Below are 18,049 nucleotides of genomic sequence, written 5' to 3' on the forward strand. Positions count from 1 at the left end.
GCCTACGCGACCCGGGTGCAGGGGGATCCGAGTGCGGCGCTGAGGACGCGCGGGGCCGGTTCGCCGGCGCGGGTGCGGGTGTGCACCAGCGCCCGGCGGACGGCCGCGAGCGCGGCGCCCGGCACCACCGCGATCGTGGACCCGCCCGCGCCCGGCAGCGGGCGGGCCTCGATCGCGCCGGCGGCCAGGGCGTCGCGGACGGGCCCGGCGATCGACCCGTCGCCCATCCCGCCCGCCCGCCGCGGCACCGCCAGGACGAAGCGCAGGCCGAGCCCGTCCGGGTCGAACGGCACGTGGCTCGGCGCGCCGGTGTCGGACCCGAACACCATCACGTGGCCGGGCCTGGCGAACAACGCCACCGCGCCCAGCGGCGAATCGGTGAGCCGGATCCGGGACCGGTGGGCGTCGCCCGGCTCCGGGTCGTGGAACGCCGCCTCGATCAGCGCCGCCGTACAGGCCAGCGGGACGGCCGCGGACAGCCCGGCGCACTCCGGCAGGTCGGTGTGTACCAGCAGATCGAGCCCGCCCGCGCCGGTGGTGCCCGCGAGCACCGGGCGGGCCCACTCCGGGACCGGGCCGACGTCGCCCCTCGGGTCCACCTCGACGCCCTCGTCCGGCCGGTCGATCGAGCCGAGCCGCAACCTCCCGTCGGTGCGCGGCGCGGCGGCGACCACCACCCGCCAGGACAGCGCCGCGGCGGCGCCCGGTCCGGCTCGCGAGCCGGACCGGCGCAGCACGTACGGCGCGGACCAGACCCCGGCCGGCGGTCGGCCGAAGGCCCGCGTGAACGCGAACGGCACCAGGCGCAACACCGGCGCCGCACCGCGGGCGGCGGGCAGCGCCGCCGCCGGCGGCGAGACGTCGTGCGGGCGGGTCATCCCGGATCCTTTCGGGCGAGGAGACGGTACGCGTTGCTCATGCCGTGCTCGCCCGCCACGCGGGCGAGCAGCGCGCCGACGGCGTCCAGCAGCACGGACACCACGAAGCACGGCACGGACAACGTGACCAGCACGGCCCGGCGGGCCCGGCGCGGCGGGGTCGGACCACCCGGGACCCACGGCATGGCCGGGTCGGGTCCGAGCGCGGTGAGGGCCTGGGAGACCGCGCCGGTGAAGTCGTTGCCCTGGTGCGCCCGGCCGTGTTCGCGGGCGAGCACGGTGAACCCCCTGGCGTGGAGCGCGGCTTCGAGGTTGCGCCAGGGCATCAGGTGCTGGTGCTGGGGCTGGAACAGCGGCAGCCACAGGCCGCGCAGCAGCCGGCCGTACCGGCATTGCGGATCGGGCAGTTCGATCAGCAGCCGTCCGCCCGGCACCAGGACCTTGGCGGCGGCGTCGAGTTCGGCGAGCGGATCCCGGGTGTGCTCCAGGTAGTGGTGCATGCCGACCGCGTCGTAGCGGCCGGCCAAGTCGTCGGCCAGTTCCGGGAATTGACCGCGATACCCGGTCCGGATCCAGCCGCGCCGTTCGGCCTCGGCGACCCCGTCGCCCATGTCGAGGCCGTCGAAGACGGTGTCCGGGAGCACGGTGCGGCCGACCACGCACATGTGCCCGTGGCCGGTGCCCACGTCCAGCCAGGCGCGCGGGGCGGAGTCCGCCGGCATGTGTCGGCGCAGCAGTTCGGCCCGGGCGCGGTAGGTCCGCGACATGGTGCCGAACAGCGCCTCGGCGCCCGCGCCGCCGAGGCCGTCGTAGAAGTCGCGGTAGTAGTAGTCCAGTCCGGCGAGCGACAGGCGCGGGTTCTGGAAGACGTGTGCGCAGTCCCGGCAGCGGTCGAGGGTGAAGCGGCCGGGCTTGCCCTGGAGGTGGTCACGGACGCGGCGGTGTAGCGCGAGCCGGTCCGAGCCGCACCACGGGCAGGTGTCCCGCCGGTCCTCGAAGAAGGCGGCGAGGCCGGCGGCGACGCTGCGTTCGTACGCCGGTCGCAGCGCCGCCGGATCCGGCGCCGACCGGTCGGTGGCGGCGGTCGGGCGGGGCCCGGCGACCGCGCGGAGCCAGCGCGGCACGGCCAGGAACGGACGCAGCGCGCCGGCCCGGCCCAGATCGCGCGGGCGCACCGGCGAGCGGCCGGCGACCACGGCGAAGGGCTGCGACCACATGGCCAGGAAGACGACCGCACCCCAGAACGGGTTGGTCACGCACGCGCCGGCGTACGCGGCGGCCTCACCCAGGTTGCCGATCAGGGTCGGCCACACCGGCACCCCGTTCGCCCGCAGCCGACGTTTGCGCAGCGCGGGGTCGGGGCGCGTCGCGGACAGCCCGGGCGCGACCGCGTGGCCGGTGCCGAGCGCGGCGAACGGCTTGAGCCGGGCGGTGAGTTCGATCAGGGCCGGGGCGTCGGGGCCGGCCAGGTCGGCGGCCGGGACGGCGGCCCGGCGCAGCACGTCCTCGTGCACGAGCAGCGCGTGCCCCGCGCCCCGGCCGCGGGCGAGCGGGTCGCGGTGGATCCGGTCCGGGTCCAACCGGCCGAGCAGGGTGAGCAGTTCGTCGCCGGGCAGATCGCCGGGAACCAGATCGAGCAGCAGCAGCCCGTGCCGCTCGGCGTGGGCGACCGCCGCGCGGACGGTGGCCTCGTCCGGGTGGACACCGGTCGCGGATACGCAGGTCCAGGGGTCGGTCCGCCGCTCCCGCGTCGACGCGATGGGCGAGGCGGGCGACGTGGACGACACGGGCAGTGTGGGCAGTGCGCGCAGCCGCCGGCGCATCGTGCGCGTGCCGCCCGCCAGGCCGAGCCCGATCAGCAGGGCGAGCCACGGAAACGGTCCGTCCAGGGGATTCAGCACAGCTCCTCCAGACGTTCGGCGGCGGCGTCGGCGCCGCCGGCCGCGGCGAACGAGGCACGGATCCGGGCCGCGCCCGCGCGCAGTTCGGGGCGATCCAGCACGTCGGTGACCGCCGCGCGCAATTCGGGTACGTGCGCGCGCCCGAAACGCACCCGGACCCCGGCGCCGGCCACCACCACCTGGCGCGCCACGATCGGCTGGTCGTCCCGGATCGGGGCCAGCACCAGCGGCAGGCCGAACGCCAGCGCCTCGCACACGGTGTTGTGGCCGCCGTGCGTGACCACCGCGTCCAGGTGCGGGAGCAGGGCCGGTTGCGGGACGAACTCGCGGACCAGGACATGTTCGGCGGGTGGCCCGGCCAGTCGCTCCGGCGCGGCCAGGATCAGCTGCACCCGGTCGGCGAGCGGGCGGGTGGCGGCCACCACGGCCGGATAGAACCGGTCGCCGGCATCGCGGTTGAGGGTGCCGAGCGAGACCAGGACGTGCCGGCGATCCGGATCGAGCCGGTCCCACGGGAAGTCCACCGTCGCCGGTCGGCGGCCGAACGCGGGGCCCACATAGCGGTGGTGCGCCGGGATCGCATCGGTCGGGCCGACCAGTTCCGGCGTGGAGAAGACCAGCACCAGCCGGGGCGAGAAGCGTGGATCGCAGTCGCCGGGTACGCCCGCCGCCACCGCCGTCTCGGCGATCCGGGTCCGCACCCACGCGTCGATCTTCGGGAAACCCACCAGCGGCCGGGTGAACTCGGCCGAGGTGGTCGCCGAAGTCGCCCACGGGATACCGGCTTTGACGGCGGCGAAGGCGCCGGCGAAGGTCTGCTGGTCGGCCACGACCACGTCCGGTCGGTAGCCGGCCACGGCCGCCGCGACGCCGGGCAGCATGGTGTGCGCGAGCGGGACCAGGGTCTCCTCGACCAGGAAGCGCAACGCGCCCACCCCGCGCAGCCGCTGCCACCTCGCGTGCAATCGGGCATAGCCGCCGGGGGCGCCGGGGGAGTCGGCGGTGGCGAACAACCGGGCGCCCAGCGGCAACAGGTCCAGGATCTCCGGCGGTCCGCACCACACCGCCTCGTGCCCGCGCTCGGTGAGTGCCGCCGCGACCGCGACGGTGGGGTTGACGTGGCCGGCGAACGGCGGCACCACGAACATGAATCTCATCGGCCGGCCCCGGGCCGCACCGCGACCGGCTCGTGCCGGGGCAACCAGTCGAGCAGCGCGGCCAACACCGGCGCGGTGGCCTCGCGCAACACGGTGTGCGCGACGCCGGGCAGCACGGTGAGCGTGCACTGCGGGAGTACTTCGGCCAATCGCCGTGCGGACGGCGCCAGTTCGGACAACTCGCCGTACAGCGCGAGCACCGGGCAGGTCACCTCGGCGAGTTCGGCCTCGGTCGGGGCGCACGGCAGGGTGACGTCCTCGATCAGGGTGGTGCCGTTCAGGAGCGCGTCGGCGCCGGCCCGCAGCCGGGCCGCCTTGCGTGCGGGCCCCGCGGGCAGCCGCTCCGGACCCGGATGCGCCGCCAGGCCGAGCGCGGCCAGGTTGAGCGTGTTGGCCATCTCCTCGACCCAGCCGCCCGCGTACGGTTCGGTGTCGGCCGCGACGTCCAGGCACTGGCCCTCGATCAGCACCAGGCTCGCCACCAGGTCCGGCCTCGACCGGGCGACACGCAGCGCGATCAGGCCGCCGAAGCTGTTGCCGACCAGGTGCACCGGAGTGGCTACGCCGCACGCGTCGAGCAGCGCGACCAGATCGGCGACCGAGCTGCCCGGGTCGTATCCGTCGCGGGGCCGCTCGGTGCGCCCGTGTCCGCGCTGGTCGTAGAGCACGACCTCGGCGCCCGCGCGGGCGACCGGCGCGGCGAGCGTGTAGTAGAAGCTGGAGAGGTTGTCCAGCACCAGCCCGTGCAGGAAGACCACGGGCGTGCGCAGTATGGGCCGGTCGGCGGGCGGGGACAACCGCTGGACGTGAAAGCGCAGGCCGTTCGCGTGCACCTCGCTCATCGACCGGCACCGCCGACGGCCTCGGCGCGGGTACAGGCCGCGATGTGCTCGACCAGGCGACCGACGGTCATCGCCATGATCTCCTCGATCTCCAGGTCGGCGAGGAAGGCGATGAAGTCGACCCGGTCGCCGTAGCGCTCCTGGAGCCGGCCGGCCAGCGCGACGAACTCGATGCTCTCCAGGGCCAGATCGTCGTCGAAGCCGCTGTCCGGGGTGATCTCGGCGGCGATCAGCAGTTCCTCGCCGACGATCTCGGCGAGCATCCCGGCCACCTCGGCCAGGATCCGGTCCGCGTGCGGGTCCGCGCTCATCGGGTGCTCCCATGTGAGGTGGTGGGGATTCCTGGTTGCCGGGCGCCCGTCCACGCGACCACGTAGTGGTCGATCCGGGTGCCGTCGGCATCGGTGATGTCCCGGGTGTGGACGAGGAGTTCGGCGCCGTCGGCCTCGGCGGGGCGGACGCACAGCTCGGCGTCGTGCGGACCGAGGGGCCGGGCCGAGGTCACCACGTGCGGTGGGTGGGCGGTGCCGACCGCTCGGCCGGCCGCCTCCCGGGCACAGCGAAAGCGCAGTGCCCACAGCCCGCGCGGTTCCGGGTCGGATCCCACGAGCGAGGCCGGCGGGTCCTCGCTCGATGCGACGGGTGCCGGGGGCGGGCCTTCCGGGTCGAGACGGGCGACGGCGATGCCGAGTGGCGCCGGGCCCGCGACGGCCACCCCCAGGCGGTGGTCGTGGGCGACGGACACGTGCAGCGGGGCCGGTGCGGGGGCGTCGGGCCCGGTGACCACGTGCGCGAGCGCGCGGCCGGGGTCGGCGGTGTCGATCCGGACCTGGGCGGGGTACAGCGGGCCGTGCCCGTGCGCCCACAGATGTTGCCGGACCGCGTCCTTCGCCGCGACCCGCCGGAGCAGCCACCCCCGGCGCTCCCGGGGCGCCCGGGCGGCGAACTCGACCCGCTCGGCGGTGTCCAGGTAGCGGCGGGTCACCAGATCCTGCGCGGCGGGGTCGGGCCAGCGGGTGCGCAGCAGGCACCAGCCCTCCGGCTGCGGCTCGGCGATGCCGGTGGTGTGGGGGGTGAACTTCATCGGCCACACCCGCTCGTCGGCGGCGAACCGGCGATAGACCCAGTCGCGCACCCGGATCCGCACCCTGCCGGTGCCCGGGTCGACCAACTCGACGTCGCCGCGCACCGTGGTGGGCCCGATCTCCCGGATCCGGGCGGTGGCCAGCAGCCGGGCGCCCGGCTCGGGTTCCGGGCCGTACCCGTCGATCGCCGCCACCGACATCGGGAACACCAGGCGGTCCGTGGGCAACCGCAACTGCATCCAGTGGCCCAGGAGTTGCCCGGCCGCGTCGAGGAGCGCACCGGGCGCGGGCAGCGCGCGCAGGATGCCCCGGATGCCGTCGTCGGCGACGGTGGACACCTGGTCGACGCCGGCGAATCCGGGGCCGTGGAACATCCAGCGGTCCGCGTACAGATCCGGCGCACGCACCGGCGCGGGGCCCTCGCCGGTCAGCGGTGTGCGGTCGGGGATCGGCGCGGGACGGGCGGCGGCCTCGTCCGCGAGCAGCACCTCGGCGGACATGTACCGGCCGAACGCGATCCGGATCCGGTCCGGGGCCACGGTGGTGCGGACCAGTTCGGTGTCGGTCGGCGGGGCCACCGGCAACCAGCGCAGGGAGCGGACGTCCCGATACCCGACGACCACCCGACCCGGCCCGGCCGCGCCCAGCGCCTCGGCACCGGCCAGCCGGATCAGCGTGGTCATCGGCAGCACCGGGAACCGATCCGCCGGATCCGGCCACCACTCGGGCTGCTCGTAGACGCAGTGGTCGCGGACGTAGGGGTGGTCGACCAACGAGAAGCGGTACGCCCGACGCGTGTCGGTGCCGCCGCCGGACGGGGGCGCGGGCGACCCGGGCGACTCGGCTTCGCCGGCCATACCCGCCGCCGCGGCGACCGCGGCCACCGTGCGCTCGGCCTCGGCGAGCGTCGCGTGGAAGGCCGCGAGCACCGGATGCGCGGAGGCGGCGGAGGGTGGGCGGGATGTGGCGGTCAACCGCAACGGACCGGCCGCCGCGCCCAACGCGACCACCGGGGAGCCGAGATCGAGTCGCACGATCGGCCCGGCGGGCGCGCGGGTGGCGGCGGGGTCGGTGGTGGACTCGGACCCTCGCTCGGCCGCGTGCGGGCCCGTTCGCGGCGGCTCCCGCGGATCGATCGCCGCGCCCTCCACCCACAACGCCGCCACCGCTCGGCGAAAGCCCGCCAGGCCCGGGCGCGGCGTGGAGTGGGCGGCCACGGCCAGCGCGTCACGGCCGCGCAGGGTGTCGTGTACGAAGCCGACCAGGCTGCCCGCGCCGGGCTGGACGAACACCCGTACACCGCCCGCGTACAGCTCCTCGATCAGCTCCCGGAACCGCACCGGTTCGAGGAGATGACGCGCGGTCAGTTCGCGCACCGAGGCGGCGTCCACCGGATACGGCGCGATGGAGGTCGCCGACCACACCGGCAGGCGCGGGGCACACAGCGGCAGTCGCTCGAACGCGTCCGCCACCTGCCCGAGATAGGGCGCCCACATCGGGGTGTGGAAGCCGGAACGGAACGGCAGTTCGCCGCCCAACACGCCCTCGCGACGCAGCCGCCCCAGCACCTCGGTGACGGCCTCGGCCGGACCGCACAGCACGCTCTGGTTGGGGCAGTTGTCGTGCGAGACCACCACCGGCTCGGTGCCCACGTGCCGTGCGGCGACCGCGACCCCGCAGCCCACCGCCGCGTAGACCAGGTCCGGGACGTCCAGCGAGTCGGGCCGCAGCGAGGCGAGGAAGCCGTCCACCGCGGTGCGCGGATACATTCCGGCGACCACCATCGCGGTCCACTCGCCCATGCTGTGCCCGGCCAGCAGATCCGGAATCAGGCCCGCCCGCTCCAGCTCGGCGGCCAGGAACCGGCCCGCCGTCAGCGCGTCCACGGCCCGGCCGACCAGGTCCTCGGCGCCGGTCCACTCGGGCCGGGACCGGCCGTACGCGTCGGCCAGGTTGTCCAGGCGCGGCGATATCTCCGGCTCCAGACCGGGGAACAGGAACGCGACCCGCCCCGGATCGGCCGCGTGCGGCCCGAGCAGCGGGCGCGGGGTGAACCAGATCTCGGCCCGGCCGCGCCACGGCACCCCGCGCTCCACCGCCCGCGCGGCCAGCGCGAGCCGCTTCGGCGTCGGATCGGCGACCGCGAGCCGGCAGGGGCCGGCGGATCCGTTCGACCCGGTCCGGTCCGGCCGCCCCGCCGCCCGATCGGCGAGCAGGCGGAGCAATTCGGGCACCGAAGCGGCGGCCAGGGTGAGCACAGCGGACCGCTCGTCCGCGCCCGCCGCCCGCCCGCCCCCGGCCGGCAGCGCCACCGCCCGCCCCGCCGGCGGCTGTTCCAGCACCGCGTGCGCGTTCACCCCGCCGAAACCGAACGCGTCGACCGCCGCCAGCCGCCCGCCCGTCGGGTTGACCGGCCACACCTCGGCGCGGCCCTGCGGACGCATCCGGGTGCCGGCGAAGCCCGGATGCGGGTCGTCGACGTGCAGCGTCGGCGGCAACGTGCGGTGGTGCAGCGCAAGCGCGGCCTTGAGCAGACCGGCCATCCCCGACGCCTGCATCGTGTGACCGATGTTGGACTTGATCGTGCCGAGCGCGACATCGGCGGGCCGGTCGCCGGCACGCGGCCCGAACACCTTGCCCAACGTGGCCAGTTCGGCCTCGTCACCGACCGGCGTGCCGGTCCCGTGCGCCTCGACCAGACCGAGCAGACCGGGTTCGGTCGGATCCAACCCGGCGGCCCGCCACGCCTGTTCCAACGCCCGGACCTGTCCGCCCACCAGCGGACTCAGCAGACTCGCGGCCCGGCCGTCACTCGACACGCCCACACCGCGGACCACCGCGTACACCCGATCGCCGTCGCGTTCGGCGTCGGCGAAGCGCTTGAGCAACACCGCGCCGGTGCCCTCGGCGATCAGCGTGCCGTCCGCCGCCCGGTCGAACGGCCGGATGCGCTCGCTCGCGCTGAGCGCCCGCAACTGGGTGAACACGCTCCACAGCGTGGCGATGTGGCAGTGGTGCGCGGCACCCGCGACCACCGCGTCGCAACGCCCGGACCGCAACTCGGCGGCGGCCTGATCCAGGGCGAGCAGCGAGGTCGCGCAGGCCGCGTCCAGCGTGTAGGCGGGCCCGCCCAGGTCGAGCCGGTTGGCGATCCGGGACGCGGTGAAACTGGGCACCAGGCCGATCGACGCCTCGGGTTGCTCGGGGCCGAGCGACGCCTGGAACGCCTCCCGGATCGCGGCCAGCCGGGCCCGATCCAGTTCCGGCGCCAACTCGGCGAGCAGGCTGGTCAGTTGATGGGCCGTGCGCACCCGCTGGTCGAGCCGGGCGGTGGCCACACCCATGTAGCCGCCACGACCGAAGACCACACCGACCCGGGAGCGGTCCGGCAGTCGGGCCTCGCCACCCGCGTCGGCGATCGCCTCGGCGGCGGCGCGCAGTGCCAGCAACTGGTCCGGTTCGGCACCGGCGACGACGGTGGGCATGATGCCGAAGCGCACCGGATCGAACGTGGCCAGGTCGTCCACGAAACCGCCGCGCCGACAGTAGAACCGGTCGCTCCGGGCGGGTTCGCCGGCCGTGCCCGGCGCGTAGTGCAGCGCCGGATCCCACCGATGCGGCGGCACGTCGGTGATCGCGTCCACCCCCGACTCGATCAGCCGCCACAACCCGTCCGGCCCGGCCGCGCCCGGGAAGATCGCACCGATCCCGACGATCGCGGCATCGTCCGGACGTGGGCCGCGCGCGCTCATCCGGCCACCGACCCGTCGGCCGGCAGGCAGACGTACACGGCCTGCGGCTCCCGACCGGCGGCCAATTCGTCGAGCAGCGCCCGCACACCGTGCTCCGGATCGATCAACGGCACACCGCGGCGGGCGTATTCGCGGGCCAGCTCCGCCGTCACCATGCCGCCGCCGGTCGCCGCCCACGGACCCCAGTCGACGGTCACCACCCGCCGTGCCACCGGCGCGAGGGTGTCGTCGGACCCGGCCGACCAGTGCCACGCGAGGGTGGCCAGGGCGTCGTTGGCCGCCGCGTAGTCACTCTGGCCCCGATTGCCGTACACCCCGGCCACACTGCCGAACATGGCCAGGAACGCCGGCGGCGCCAGGGTCGGCCGCAGTGTGCGCAGCGCCGCGACCAGGGCCCGGGCCCCGGCCACCTTCGTGGCGAACACCCGCCGACACGACTCCGCGCTCTTGTCCGCCAGCAGCCGATCGGCCAGCACGCCCGCGCCGTGCACGATGCCGTCCAGCCGACCGTGCCGCTCGGCGATGCCGGTCAGGACCCGGCGGACCGCGTCGGCGTCGGTGACGTCGACCGCGTGCAGCCGTACCGAGGCGGCGTGCTCGGCCGCCTCGGCCAGCGTGCCCCGCACCTCGCGGCGGTGCAGGATCCGGGCCGACTCGGCCTCGATCCGGGCCGGTTCGCGCATCCCGCCCGCGATCAACGCGGCCCGCAGGGCGGACGCGTCCGGCGCGGCGGCGAGCGCGGCGGACTCCGGCTCGTCGCCCGGGCCGGTGCGACCGAGGAGCTCGATGTGGCACCCGGTGGCCCGGGCCAGGCCGACCGCCGCCCGGGCGGTGATGCCCCGCGCGCCGCCGGTGAGCAGCACCACCGAGGTCGGGCCGAGCTGCTCGCGCAGCAGGGCGTCCCGGTCGGCGGGCGACAGGTCCGGGAGCGGCGCCGGCCGAGGACGCAGGGTCGTCCGGTGCTCGCCGGCCAGGCCGACCGACACCGGTGCGCCCGGCTCGGGCCGACCGGGGGTGCGACCCAGCTCGACCAGGAGCCGGTGGGCCGGCCCGGCGGGCTCGGTCTTGACGTCCAGGTCCAGGACCCGCACCACTCGATCGGGATACTCCAGCGCGGCGGCCCGGGCGAACCCGGCCAACCCCGCCCCCGGCACCGGATCCGGCCCGGGGGCCTCCGGACCCCGGCCGAACCGACCGCCGCCGGCGGTGACCAGGAACACCTGCCGTACGCCGGCCACCAGCGCGTCGCGCAACAGCGGGAAGGCGTCCGGGAACACGGGGTCGGGACCGTCGGCGAGCGCGCCCAGATGTACGAGCGTGTCCACCTCCGCCCAGCCGGGATCCGCACCCGCCTCGACCCGATCCCGAGCCCGCGCCTCCACCGTCGCCCCGTGCGCCGCGAGTACGTCGGCCAACGCCCAGGCGATCCCGCCCCCGTCCTCGACCAGCACCACCCGCCGGCCACGCAACGACTCGCCGGGGAGCGGGGCTTCCGCGTCCCCGGGTGCCGTGGTGGGCGACTCCTCGACCGGTACACACTCGACGACATGCCGGGTGGGCCGGCCGGCGAGGGGAGCGGCGGGCCCGTCCACCACCGGGACACGCGGCTCGATCGGCCGTTGCGGCACCGCCCGTTCGTTCCCGGCGGATCCCGCCTCCGTCGCCAGCACCCCGGCCACGATCGCGTCGATCGTCTTGACCCCGGCCAGTCGCTCGATCACCTCCGGGTCGACCGGCTCGGCGTCGACCCCACCCGCGCCCGCGCCGCCGGCGAGGCGCAGGCGCAGCGCCAGTTCGCCGATGATCTCGGTGCGTTTGATCGAGTCGACGGACAGGTCCGCCTCCAGATCCAGGGCCGGATCGAGCATGTCCTTCGGGTAGCCGGTCCGGGTGCCCACGATGTCGAGGACCACGTCCAGCACCTGCGCGCGGGTGAGCGGCCCGGCCGGAACATCCGGAACATCCGGAACATCCGGCACGTCCGGTCGCACCCGAACCGGAGCCGGCTCCACCCGCACGGGAGTCGGCTCCGGCCCGAGCACGATCGGCGGCGGCTCGGGAACCCCGCCCGGTACGCCCAGGTAGCCGAGCAGCACCTCGCGCTGAGCGGCGACCGCGGCCCGGGCGCCGGCCAGGTATTCGAGCAGCACCGCGTCCCGCGCCGAGCGCTCCGGCACACCCGGTTCGGCCACCGGCCCGCTGGGCGGCGGGGCCATCGGGGTCGCCGGGCGCAGCCCACCCGGCACCGGTCGCCCGTCGGCGGTCCGCACCAGATGGCCGTCCACCGTCCAGGCCGGTCGCGGGCCGGGCTCGACGTCCTCCGGGCGCACCCGCCCGGCCAGGCCGCCCGCGACCCGCACCGGCACGCCGGCGACGGCGAGTTCGGCGAGCGCGGTGAGCAGTCGGCGCAGGCCGTCCTCGCCGGGGACGTCGCAGGCCACCGCGGTGTGCGGCCGGTCGCCGAGGATCGCCCCGACCATGCCGGTCAGCGCCCGACCCGGCCCGGCCTCGACGAAGATCCGCACCCCCGCCGCGTACATCGCCTCGATCTGCTCGGCGAACCGCACCGGCTCGGCCACCTGACGGGCCATCAACGCACGGATGTCGGCGGGCGTGTCCGGGTAGCGCGCCGCGGTGCCGTTGGACCACACCGGGATCCTGGGCGGACGTACGTCCAGGTCCGCGACGGCGACCGTGAGGGTGTCGGCCGCCGCCGCGACCACGGGGCTGTGGAACGCGCACGCCACCGGCAGCCGCCGGGCCGACAACCCCGCCTCGGCCAGCGCGGCGATCGCCGAGGTCAGGGCCGCCTCCGGGCCGGACACCACGGTCTGGGTCGGGGTATTGCGGTTGGCGAGCACCACACCGTCGATCCCGGCCAGCACCTCGGCCACCCGGTCCGCGCCGGCCGTGACCGCGGCCATCGCGCCGGGTTCCGCGCCGGCGGCGGCCAGCACCGCCGCCGCGCGCACCTCGCCGAGCCGGCCCAGGTCCCCGGTGGCCAGTACGCCCGCCGACCACAACGCGGCCACCTCGCCGTAGCTGTGCCCCGCGACCTGGTCCGGCCACACCCCGAAGCGGTCGAGCAGCCGGGTCAGCGCGACCGCCGCCACCCCGAGCGCGGGCTGTGCGCGGCGGGTGTCGGTGAGTCGCGCCGCCTGCGCGGCTCGCCCCTCCGCGTCGAACGCCGCCGCCGGAAACATGGCCCGCACACACTCCGGATCGATGTCCCGCAACCCGTCGCACAGTTCGGGAAACCGGGCGAACAGATCGGCGAGCATCCCGGGCCGCTGACTCCCCTGACCGGGATAGAGAAAGGCCACCCGCCCGCCCACCCCGCCCCCGGCCACCCCCTCGGCCGCCCCGCCCTCGGCCACCCCATCGGCCGCCCGGGCATCCGCCCCACGGCCGCCCCCGGCACGGGATCGGACACGGTCTCCGGGACCCGACGGGGCACCGGCCCCGACACCGGCTTCGGCACAGGGTGGGGTACCCGCCCCGGGACCGCCTCCGGCTCCCGCTCCGGCCCCGGCACCGGTTTCGGCACGGGGTGGGGCATCCGCCCCGGGACCGCCTCCGGCCTCGGCCCCGGTTTCGGCACGGGGTGGGGCATCCGCTCCGGGACCGCCTCCGGCCTCGGCCCCGGTTTCGGCACGGGGTGGGGCATCCGCCCCTGGGCCGCCTCCGGCCCCGGCCCCGGTTTCGGCACCGGGTGCGGTACCCGCCCCGGGACCGCCTCCGGCTCCGGCCCCGGCCCCGGTTTCGGCACGGGGTGAGGCATCGGCCCCGGGACCGCCTCCGGCACCTGCTCCGACACCGGCCCCGGCACCGGGTGCGGTACCCGCCCCGGGACCGCCTCCGGCTCCCGCCCCGGCACCGGCCCCGGCACCGGATGGGGTACCCGCCCCGGGACCGCCTCCGACTCCCGCCCTGGCACCGGTTTCGGCACGGGGTGGGGTACCCGCCCCGGGACCGCCTCCGGCTCCCGCTCCCGCTCCGGCCCCGGCTCCGGCCCCGGTTTCGGCACGGGGTGAGGCATCGGCCCCGGGACCGCCTCCGGCACCTGCTCCGATACCGGTTTCGGCACCGGGTGCGGCACCCGCCCCGGGACCGCATCCGGCTCCCGCTCCGGCATCGGCCCCGGCCCCGGCACCGGTTTCGGCACGGGGTGGGGCATCCGCCCCGGGACCGCCTTCGGCTCCCGCTCCGGCATCGGTTTCGGCACCGGGTGGGGTGCCCGCCCCGGGACCGCCTCCGGCACCTGCGCCGGCACCCGATCCGGCACCCGGCCATACGCGCGCGCCCCGATCCGGCTCGGTCTCCGCCTCGGCAGCCACTTCGGTGGTCGCGTCGGCGAGCGCCTCGGTCCCCGCCCCGGTGCCCGCCTCGGTCCCCGCCTCCTTTCGGTGGAAGATCTCGCCCGCGTCGTCGATCGCCCCGGCACGGGCCAGGGTCAGCTTTAGCCGCAGATCCGCGTGATCGGTCGCGACGAAGGCGATCCACACCGGGATGTCGGCAGCCGGTCCGGCATCGGGCCCGGGCTCGACCGCTTCGTCGGCGAGCGCCGCCAGGCCCCGCAGCGGCAGCTCCTCGTCCGCGTCCAGCCGCGCCGCGAGGCGATCGAGCGCCGCGTGTGCCGCCGCCCGGTCCGCGCCGCGAAAGCAGAACAGCTCGACCGGCCACGCCGCGTCCGCACCACCCGGCCCACCCGCGCCGACCGGCTCCGAACCGGCCAGCACCGCGTGGAAGTTGGTGCCGCCGAAGCCGAACGCGCTCACGCCCGCGATGCGTTCGCCCACCGGCGCGGTCCACGGGCGGGCCCGGTTGTCGAACACGAACGGGCCCGCGTCCGGGGGTCGGCGCAGGTGCAGGGTCGGCGGGTGCACCCCGAAGTGCACCGCGAGCGCCGCCTTGGCCAACCCGGCCAGGCCCGCCGCACACTTCGTGTGGCCGATCTGCGACTTCACCGAGCCCACCGCGCAGGCGCCGGGGGCGGCGCCGTGTGCGGTGAACACCTCGGTGAGGGTGTCCAGTTCGGCCCGGTCGCCGACCACCGTCCCGGTGCCGTGCGCCTCGACCAGTCCGACCCGCGCCGGCGAGACCCCGGCCGCCCGGTAGGCGCGCTCCAGGGCACGCCGCTGGCCCTCGGGGCGTGGCGCGGTCAACCCGAGCGAACGGCCGTCGCTGGACCCGCCGACGCCCTTGACCACCGCGTAGATCCGGTCGCCGTCCCGCTCCGCGTCCGCGAGCCGCTTGAGCAGCACGCACACCGCGCCCTCGCCCAGCGCGATCCCGTCCGCGTCCGCGTCGAACGTCGCGCACCGCCCGGTCGGGGACAGGGCGCGCACCGAGGAGAACATCAGGTAGTCGTTGATCCCGTTGTGGGTGTCCACCCCGCCGCACAACACCAGATCGCTGGACCCGGTGTTCAGTTCCTTGCAGGCCAGGTCGAGCGCGGCCAAGGACGCGGCGCACGCGGCGTCCACGGTGAAGTTGACCCCGCCCAGATCGAGCCGGTTGGCGATCCGGCCGGCGATCACGTTGGCCAGTACACCGGGAAAGGAGTCCTCGGTGGGGACGGGCAGTTGCCGGTCCAGATCGGCCGGCAACGCGCCGAAGTACCCCGGGAACAACGCCCGGAAGCCGTAGGCGCCGGCCAGGTCGGTGCCCGCCTCGGCGCCGAAGATCACCGAGGTCCGCTCCCGGGCGAAGGCCCGCCCGGGCCCGTAGCCGGCATCGGCCAGCGCCCCCGACGCCACGTGCAGCGCGAGCAGTTGGGCCGGTTCGATCGCGGCGAGCGAGGCGGGCGGGATGCCGTAGCCGGTCGCGTCGAAGCCGATCGCGGGCACGAACCCGCCCCACTTGGACGGGGTCCGCCCGACCGGGACCGCCCCCGGCGCCGCACCGCGGACCGAGCCGCGCGCGGTCGCGCCCGGTTCGGTGCTCGGCGCGAAGTACCGCTCCGTGTCCCAGCGTTCGCGCGGTACCTCGGTCACCGCGTCCACGCCGGCCAGGATGTTGCGCCAGTAGCTCGCCAGGTCCGGCGCGCCGGGAAGCACGCAGGCCATGCCCACGATCGCCACGTCCTGCGGTCGGGGCGGGGCCGGTCGGTCCACCCCGCCCACCTCGCGCACCCGGCGGGCCAGCCACGCGGCCGACCCGGCGGTGACCTCCCGGTGCAGCGCGGCCACGTCGGTCGGCGCGGACCGCAACACCGCGGCCTGGCCCAGCATGAACATGCCCTCCCGGCGCTGCGCGTCCGCGTCCACCGCGACCAGCTTGTCCGCCTCCCGGCGCAGCCCCTTGCCGGCGATCCGCAACCGGCCCAGGTTCAGCCGCTCCAACTCGGCCCACACCTCGCGGGCCGGCACCCCGCGCGACTCCAGATCGCGCCGACGGGCCTCGAACGCGGCCACGAACGGCGTGCTGGCACAGCGGGTGGCATGCCCGGGCGCGGTCTGGACCAGCGCGGTCTCCGCGCACTCGACCGCCGCGGCCTGGAACCCGGGCACGATCGCCCCGCCCGCCACCGCCTCGCGGGTGAACAGGTACGCGGTGCCCATCAGCACGCCGACCGAGGCCCCGCGCTCGACCAGCGGCGCCGTCGCGGCGGCCACCATCGCCGCCGAGCGCGCGTCGTGGATCCCGCCCGCGAACAGCAGGTCCAACCCGGCCGCGCCGCCGTGCCGTTCGGCGAACGCGAGCAGCGTGTCCACCTGCGCCTCCCATAGCGGGAAACTGGCGCGCGGCCCGACGTGCCCGCCGCACTCGGTGCCCTCGAAGACGAATCGCCGGGCGCCCTCGCGCAGGAACTGGCTCAGCAGCCCGGGGGAGGGCGCGTGCAGGTAGGTGCGGATCCCGGCGGCCTCCAACGGCGCGGCCCGATCCGGCCGACCACCCGCGATCAGCGCGTACGGCGGGCGGGCGGCGAGCACCGCGGCCACCTGCTCCTCGCGCAACTCCGGCGGCGCGAAGCCGAGCAGGCCCGCCCCCCACGGCAGTTCGCCGAGCAGCGCGGCGGTCTCCGCGAGCAGCGCGCGTACCTCGGGCCCACGCGACAGGGACAGCGCCAGGAAGGGCAATCCGCCCGCCCGGGCCACCTCGTGGGCGAAGGCGGCCCGGTCGCTGACCCGCGTCATCGGCCCCTGCACCGGCCGCAGCCGCGCACCGTGCCGGGCGGCCGAGGCCACGTGGTCCACGATCGCCTCGCGCACCGCGCACACCACCCGACCGGCGGTGCCGTGCCGATCCGCGAGCCGGGCGGCCGACCCGCCGTCCTGACCGATCGGCAACAACTCGCGGCGCAGTCCGCCCGCGCCCAACGCGAGGCCGAGATCGCCGGCCGCCGCCGCGGCCAGGCGGTCGATCGGCAGATCCGGCCGGCGATAGACCCGATGCCCCCGGATCACGACCGTCTCGCTGCCGTCCATCGCCCGTACCGCCGCCGCCACATCGGCCGGCAGCGTGCTCTCCGCCACCAGGGCCAACTGGGTGTCGAGCAGCACCCCGGCGGCGCCGCCCGCGACCGCCGCGGCGGCGGTGTGCGGCCCGATCCCGCCGGCCGCCCAGACCGGCACCGTCACCCGGGCGTCCGCGAGCAACTGCTGCAGCAGGACGAACGTGGTCAACTCGCCGCATCGGCCGCCGCTCTCGGCGCCCCGCGCGATCACCCCCGCCGCGCCGCCGGCCACCGCCGCGTGCGCCTGTTCGGCGCTCGTGACCTCGACCAGGACCCGCCGTCCGGGGCCGACGTCGGCGATCGACCACGGTGCGTCGGGCGCGAGCAGCACCACGTCCACCCGATCGGGCAACTCCCGCGGCCCGAGCGGACAACCCACCGGCACCCGCACGCCGAAGCTCGCGAGCACGGACGCGCGGGCCGACTCCGTCAGCGCCGGCCCGCGCTCCCGGCCGAGGTCGAGCACCGCGAGCGCGCCGGCCCGGTGTGCGGCGATCACGAGTCGGGCGTCGGGGCGCCCCAGGGGGCTCACCGCGAGAACCTGATCGCGACGCGGGGACGTCGACGTCATGGGCAAGTGCCTCCATCCGGGAAACCTGCGAGGAGCCGGTCCGTGCGGGCGGCAGGGGCGCGAACGTGCGGGCGGGCATGGCGAATCGCCCCGGCGACGCCCGGGTCGGGGCGTCCGCGGCGGTGGAAACACGCATGTCGTGGCGGAAGGACCGGGCAACCGTGGAAAGCGGTGCGGAGTCGAAAAGGCGGCCGCGGTCGAACCACCGCGCCGTATCGTCGGTTTCGGACATCGAGGAGTCAACGACGAACCGGCCGTCGGCCCTCCGCTCGCGAACACCCGCACCAGCGCCCGTCGAACCCCGCCACACCCGGGCGACACCCGGCGCCCCGGCCCGCCGGACCGTCCACGATCCCGGTTCCGCGACGGCGACGACTCTTGCCCGTACGGCATGCACCCATGCC

General features: G+C 76.3%; 7 protein-coding genes. All 7 read right to left on the minus strand.

Annotated elements, in window-relative coordinates; genetic code table 11:
* Window positions 1–2: 2 nt before the first annotated feature.
* The 7 genes from EMA17_RS44480 to EMA17_RS44510 are packed head-to-tail and all read right to left on the minus strand — an operon-like array spanning window position 3 to window position 17,645.
* Window positions 3–878, minus strand: coding sequence for a hypothetical protein (locus tag EMA17_RS44480; protein WP_126642922.1), 876 nt, complete (start codon window positions 876–878; stop codon window positions 3–5).
* Window positions 875–2,779, minus strand: coding sequence for a class I SAM-dependent methyltransferase (locus EMA17_RS44485; RefSeq protein WP_246127292.1), 1,905 nt, complete (start codon window positions 2,777–2,779; stop codon window positions 875–877). The genes EMA17_RS44480 and EMA17_RS44485 overlap by 4 nt, the downstream gene beginning before the upstream one ends.
* Entirely contained in the window at window positions 2,773–3,936 is a 1,164-nt protein-coding gene (locus EMA17_RS44490) for a glycosyltransferase (RefSeq protein WP_170222357.1), read from the minus strand. Before EMA17_RS44490 ends, EMA17_RS44485 begins: the two co-directional genes overlap by 7 nt.
* The gene (locus EMA17_RS44495) at window positions 3,933–4,778 is read right to left on the minus strand and encodes an alpha/beta fold hydrolase (protein ID WP_126642923.1); all 846 of its coding nucleotides are present in this window, start codon (window positions 4,776–4,778) and stop codon (window positions 3,933–3,935) included. Before EMA17_RS44495 ends, EMA17_RS44490 begins: the two co-directional genes overlap by 4 nt.
* Window positions 4,775–5,089 (minus strand): acyl carrier protein, encoded by a 315-nt coding sequence (locus EMA17_RS44500; RefSeq protein ID WP_078975139.1) that lies wholly within the window; start codon window positions 5,087–5,089, stop codon window positions 4,775–4,777. The genes EMA17_RS44495 and EMA17_RS44500 overlap by 4 nt, the downstream gene beginning before the upstream one ends.
* Window positions 5,086–9,615, minus strand: coding sequence for a type I polyketide synthase (locus EMA17_RS44505; protein ID WP_126642924.1), 4,530 nt, complete (start codon window positions 9,613–9,615; stop codon window positions 5,086–5,088). The genes EMA17_RS44500 and EMA17_RS44505 overlap by 4 nt, the downstream gene beginning before the upstream one ends.
* Window positions 9,612–17,645 carry a type I polyketide synthase gene (locus EMA17_RS44510; RefSeq protein WP_246127293.1) on the minus strand — a complete coding sequence of 2,678 codons (8,034 nt, stop codon included), beginning with the start codon at window positions 17,643–17,645 and terminating at the stop codon, window positions 9,612–9,614. Before EMA17_RS44510 ends, EMA17_RS44505 begins: the two co-directional genes overlap by 4 nt.
* Window positions 17,646–18,049: the final 404 nt, after the last annotated feature.

The sequence above is a fragment of the Embleya hyalina genome (assembly GCF_003967355.1).
GTDB classification, from domain to species: domain Bacteria; phylum Actinomycetota; class Actinomycetes; order Streptomycetales; family Streptomycetaceae; genus Embleya; species Embleya hyalina.

Bases quoted from the DNA above. Each gene is read 5' to 3' on its own strand.
- EMA17_RS44480 (WP_126642922.1), bottom strand. From the start codon at position 878: ATGACCCGCCCGCACGACGTCTCGCCGCCGGCGGCGGCGCTGCCCGCC.
- EMA17_RS44490 (WP_170222357.1), bottom strand. From the start codon at position 3,936: ATGAGATTCATGTTCGTGGTGCCGCCGTTCGCCGGCCACGTCAACCCC.
- EMA17_RS44495 (WP_126642923.1), bottom strand. From the start codon at position 4,778: ATGAGCGAGGTGCACGCGAACGGCCTGCGCTTTCACGTCCAGCGGTTG.
- EMA17_RS44500 (WP_078975139.1), bottom strand. From the start codon at position 5,089: ATGAGCGCGGACCCGCACGCGGACCGGATCCTGGCCGAGGTGGCCGGG.
- EMA17_RS44505 (WP_126642924.1), bottom strand. From the start codon at position 9,615: ATGAGCGCGCGCGGCCCACGTCCGGACGATGCCGCGATCGTCGGGATC.
- EMA17_RS44510 (WP_246127293.1), bottom strand. From the start codon at position 17,645: ATGACGTCGACGTCCCCGCGTCGCGATCAGGTTCTCGCGGTGAGCCCC.